A 4,964-nucleotide genomic window follows, 5' to 3' on the forward strand; every position below is an offset into this window, starting at 1 on the left:
GGCGCTCGGACCCTCCATGAGGCGCAGACCGGCCAGACGGGGATTGAAGGCTTCGATGACTGGGTGCGTGAGCTGGTGCAGACCGGCTACCTGCACAACCACGCGCGTATGTGGTTTGCCTCCATCTGGATTTTCACCCTGAAGCTGCCCTGGTCGCTGGGCGCGGACTTCTTTTTACGTCACCTGATCGATGCCGATGCGGCGAGCAATACGCTGTCTTGGCGCTGGGTCGCGGGGCTTCAGACGCCCGGCAAGACCTATCTCGCCTCCGCCGACAACATCGCCCGCAACACCCACCAGCGCTTTGCCCCCAAGGGTCTGGCCACGGAAGCCGTCGCGCTCACGGAGCTTCCGCTTCCAGGCCCTATCGATCTGGTCGAACAACATGTCGCCCCTATCGCTGAACCGGCCCTTCTTCTGGTCACGTCCGAGGACCTGCATCCGGAGTCCGTCTTTGACGCCACGAGCCCCTTCGTGGCGGCCGTTGTCGCGACGGATAGGCAGGGGCTCTGGGGCGAAGCCGCCCGTGGCTTCGTCGAAGCCGCAGCCGTGGACACGGCAACGCGGGTCAGCGCGGTCTTCGGCTGCCCGACGACCTTGCATGACAGCCTGGATCCGGAGCGCCTGCTTTCGGCCGCCAGAGCCGCCGGCGTCAGGCAAATCCTCACGCCCTATGCTCCGGTCGGCCCGGTTGCTGACGCCCTGGCGGATATCGCGTCCAGACTGGCGGTTGACGGCGTCACGCTGGTGCAGGTCCGGCGGCGTTGGGATGAGCGGCTTTGGCCTTACGCGACCAAGGGTTTCTTTCCGTTCAAGGCGCGAGCGATGGCCAGCCTCGCGGCCGGCGCGGCTATTGGCTGCCCATGATCTGCATGACGCTGTAGATCGCCGGCAGCATGATCACCCCCAGCAGACAGGGGAAGATGAACAGGATCAGCGGCACGATCAGCTTGGCCGGCAGGGCCATGGCGTTTTCCTCGGCCCTGAGCATCCGCTTGACGCGCATGTCTTCGGAAAACACCCGCAGGGTGTCGCCCAGGCTGGTGCCCATTTCCTCGGCCTGGCGCAGCATGGTCGCGAAGGCCCGGGCCTCGTCCAGGCCCAGGCGGTCGGCGAAGGATTGCCAGGCGTCCCGGCGATCGCGCCCGGCTCGCAGCTCAAGGGTCAGAAACCGCAGGTGCTCGGTCAGGCGTGGATAGCGCCGCGCCAGCTCGTCGCCCACGCGGGTGACGGCCGCATCCAGGCTCAGGCCGGCCTCGATGGAGGCGACCAGCAGGTCCAGCAGATCCGGAAAGCCGTCGCGATACTCCATGTCGCATTTGGCGCGACGCAGGCGAACGACGTGGTCGGGTCCCAGCAGGGCGCCGATGGCCAGGGCCACGGCCAGGCCCATCGCGCCGGCCCCGCCGCCGCCCGAGATCGCCCAGGGCAGCAGCAGGACGGCGCCAATCGTGGCGATGATCAGGGCGGCGAACTTGCCGGCCATGTAGAAGGTGACCGCCTCGCGGCTGAAGAAGCCGGCCTGGATCAGGCGCAGGCGGATCTCCGAGACCTTGCTGGGATCCTGGATCGCCAGGCGCTGACCGAGGCCTCGCAGGGTGTCCAGGAGGCTGTCACGAACCGCGCCGGTCCGCGCCGCCTGGCTTCCCGGCGACGAGGTCGTGTCCGCGCCCGGGGTAAGGCGCCGACGGCGGCCGGCGATCATCCGGGCTTGCCGCAAACCCTGCAGGACGAGGTAACTGGTCGGCAAACCGATCAGGGCGGCGGCGGCGGCGGTGAGCAGATTCGCCGTGGTCAGGGCCTGTGACATGGGTCAGACCTTCATGTTGATCATGCGGCGCATGACCAGGTTGCCGACCACCATCCACAGCCCAAAGCCCGCGAACCAATAACGTCCGATGGGGGCTTGCAGGACCTCGGTATAGTAGCCGGGTGAGGCGACCGTCAGGACGGCCATCACGGCGAAGGGCGCGACGGTCAGGATGATGGCCGACACCCGGCCTTCCGATGAGGCGGCCTTGATTTTCAAGCGCATCTTGTGGCGGTCGCGCACGGTCTTGGAATTCAGCTTAAGCAATGAGGTGAGATTGCCGCCCGCCCGTTCCTGCAGGCGGATCGTCGCCGCGAACAGGTCAAGATCGGGGTGTCGGCATCGCTCCGCCATGCGGCCCACGGCCTGTTCGAGGCTGGCGCCGTAGGCGATCTCGTCGGACATCATGCCAAATTCGGTGCCGATCGGATCGACCATTTCGCGGCCGACCAGGGCAATGGCTGTGGGCACGGGATGCCCGGCCTCGAGACTGCGCACGATGATGTCCAGGCCGTTGGGCAGTTGCTCGCCCAGGGCCTTGGCCCGGCGCGCCGCGGCGACCTTCAGGATGATCACGCCGACGGCGGCCACCGTCAGGGGACCGAGCGGCGCGAAGGCCAGGCTATGGGTGACGATGACCAGGCCCAGGCTGGCCACGACGGCGGCGGCGGCGAGCAGGGTTAGCCATTGTTTTGGCCGGTAGACCAGCCCCGAGGCCATGACCAGGTCGGCCAGCCAGCGCAGCGCCAGCTTGCGCTTTCCGCTGGCGTCCAGTCCCCGCTGCTTGCGCAACTCGATGACCAGGTCGCTGATCGAGGCGGTGTGACGCGCGGTGGTCAGGCGCCGATTGACCTTCGACTTGGCCCGACCGACCCGTACCAGCCCCACGACGCCCTGGGCGAACGAGAAGACGGCGGCGAAGATCATCACCAGAAAGACGAGGCGGATTTCCGGGGTCATGGCTAGAGCACCCGCACGGGGTTGAAATTCTCGGTGTCATAGGTGATGCCGCGCCGGATCATCTCGTCCAGGCACTTGGGCCGCAGGCCCGAGGCGCGGAACTCGCCGTGAACCGTGCCGTCGGGGTCGGTATGGGTGCGGCGGAAGGCGAAGATCTCCTGCATCTGCACCACCTGGCCCTCCATGCCGGTGATCTCGCTGACGCTCATCAGGCGGCGCTTGCCGTCCGACAGGCGCGAGACCTGAACGATCAAGTTCACGGCCGAGGCGATCTGGCCGCGGATGGAGTCCGCCGGCAGCTTCATCCCCGACATGGCGACCATCTGCTCCAGACGGGTGATCGCGTCGCGCGGGGTGTTGGCGTGGATGGTCGCCATCGAGCCTTCGTGGCCGGTGTTCATGGCCTGCAACATGTCGAAGGCCTCCTCGCCGCGCACCTCGCCGAGGATCACCCGGTCAGGCCGCATGCGCAGGGCGTTCTTGACCAGCTCGCGCTGACGGATCTCGCCCTTGCCCTCGATATTGGGCGGCCGGGTCTCCATGCGCACCACGTGCGGCTGCTGCAGCTGAAGCTCGCAGGCGTCCTCGATGGTGATCAGGCGTTCGCCGTGGCTGATGGCCGAGGACAGGGCGTTGAGCAGGGTGGTCTTGCCCGATCCCGTGCCGCCCGAGATGACCGTCGAGGAGCGGGCGCGGATCGCGCCGTGCAGGAACTCGGCCACGCAAGGCGGCATGGCCCCGACCTCGACGAGGCGGTCCAGGCCCATGGGCTTCTTGGAGAACTTGCGGATCGAGACCGCCGCCCCATCGACCGTGATGGGGGCGATCGCCGCATTGACCCGGCTGCCGTCGGCCAGGCGGGCGTCGACCATCGGCGAGGACTCGTCGATCCGGCGACCGACCGCGGCGACGATCCGGTTGACGATCCGCAGCAGGTGGTCGTTGTCGCGAAAGCGGATCGGGGTCAGCTCCAGCTCACCGCGCCGCTCGACATAGACCTGCCAGGGCCCGTTGATCAGGATGTCGGCGATGCTGTCGTCCTTGAGCAGGGGCTCGATGGGGCCCAGGCCGACCATCTCGTCGAAGATCGAAGAGGCCAGCTCGTCCAGCTCCAGGCTGTTGAGCGCCAGGCGCTCGGACTTGGCGAAGTCGCCGACCAGCAGCCTGACATGGCGGCGCAGGTCGGCCTCGTCGAGGCGGTCCAGTTTGCTCAGGTCGATCTCGTCGATCAGCCGGCTGTGCAGCCGCAGCTTGATGTCGAGCATGTCGACCTCGGGCGGCGCGGCCGGGGCTGGGATCAGCTCGATCACGGGCGTCGGCATTGCCGGCTCAACGACGGTGGCCGGTGTCTGGGCTTCGCTTGGCGCGGAGCGGGCGCGGAAACGGCTGATCATGCGACCCTCGCTTGGCCGCCGAGCGCGCGCGACCCGTCTTTGATGAGGCGATCGACCAGCTGATCCACGTCCTTGACGATCTTGGACCTTGGGCGATGGCGGCGCACGAAGCCGCCGAGATTGACCGACGCAGCGGCCGCTTCCCAGTCGGAGCTGATGCCGCCCGCGGCCTTGCGGCCCAGGGCGCGCTCGGCCTCGGCCAGGGAGGGCGCGGCGGCGAACATCCGGGTGGCGATGCGGTTGAGGACGATCCGGGGCGAGGGCGCGTCGCGCTCGGTCTCGATTTCGGCGGCGCCGGCCCGGGTCGCCAGCAGGGCCGGCACGGTCAGCTCCGAGATCAGCAAGAGCTCGTCGGAGCCGACGATCACATCCATGGTCCAGGGCTGACGATGGCGCGGCAGATCGACCACCACCCAGTCATAGGCCTGGCAGGCCAGGTCGAGGATGCGGGTGATCATCGGGGCGGTCGCGTTCTGGAACCCTGCCGGATCCCGAGGCGCGGCCAGAACATCGATTCCCTCGCTGGCCTGGGAGGTGAAGGCCGCCAGCACGGCGGCGTCGATGCGCTCGGGCGCGGTCGCTTGGGACAGCTGCATGTTCGGCGTGACCCCCAGATAGGCGGCGGCCGCGCCGTCCACGAGATTGAGGTCCACCAGGCACACGCGCTGACCGCCGTCGCGACCTTGCAGGGCGGCGGCGATTTCCGCCGCCAGCATGGTCGCGCCGCAGCCGCCGACCGCGCCCATCACCGTCCAGCAACGCGACGGCGTCGCCGCGCTGGGGGCGGGGGCCAGCAGGGC

At 68.3% G+C, this 4,964-nt stretch carries 5 protein-coding genes; 1 reads left to right on the top strand and 4 read right to left on the bottom strand.

From position 1 onward, the window contains the following. A partial coding sequence (locus CSW58_RS05210) for an FAD-binding domain-containing protein (RefSeq protein WP_099446578.1) occupies positions 1–867 on the top strand: 867 nt, incomplete at its 5' end. On the opposite strand, the gene CSW58_RS05215 is transcribed toward CSW58_RS05210, so the two are convergent. The 4 genes from CSW58_RS05215 to CSW58_RS05230 form a co-directional block, all read right to left on the bottom strand. After that, entirely contained in the window at positions 851–1,810 is a 960-nt protein-coding gene (locus tag CSW58_RS05215; protein WP_099446579.1) for a type II secretion system F family protein, read from the bottom strand. The two genes, CSW58_RS05210 and CSW58_RS05215, sit on opposite strands and share 17 nt — an antisense overlap. A 3-nt stretch (positions 1,811–1,813) precedes the next feature. Then, entirely contained in the window at positions 1,814–2,770 is a 957-nt protein-coding gene (locus CSW58_RS05220) for a type II secretion system F family protein (protein ID WP_099446580.1), read from the bottom strand. A 2-nt stretch (positions 2,771–2,772) separates the two neighbouring features. Further along, positions 2,773–4,164 carry a CpaF family protein gene (locus CSW58_RS05225; RefSeq protein WP_099446581.1) on the bottom strand — a complete coding sequence of 464 codons (1,392 nt, stop codon included), beginning with the start codon at positions 4,162–4,164 and terminating at the stop codon, positions 2,773–2,775. After that, positions 4,161–4,964, bottom strand: an 804-nt coding sequence (locus tag CSW58_RS05230) for a cellulose synthase operon protein YhjQ/BcsQ (RefSeq protein ID WP_143755085.1), incomplete at its 5' end; no start/stop codon positions are given. The genes CSW58_RS05230 and CSW58_RS05225, both read right to left, overlap by 4 nt.

This window comes from Caulobacter sp. B11 (genome assembly GCF_002737765.1).
Lineage (GTDB): Bacteria > Pseudomonadota > Alphaproteobacteria > Caulobacterales > Caulobacteraceae > Caulobacter.

What these genes read in the sequence shown, in the direction of transcription:
- CSW58_RS05215 (WP_099446579.1), bottom strand. Translation starts at nt 1,810, where the DNA reads ATGTCACAGGCCCTGACCACGGCGAATCTGCTCACCGCCGCCGCCGCC.
- CSW58_RS05220 (WP_099446580.1), bottom strand. Translation starts at nt 2,770, where the DNA reads ATGACCCCGGAAATCCGCCTCGTCTTTCTGGTGATGATCTTCGCCGCC.
- CSW58_RS05225 (WP_099446581.1), bottom strand. Translation starts at nt 4,164, where the DNA reads ATGATCAGCCGTTTCCGCGCCCGCTCCGCGCCAAGCGAAGCCCAGACA.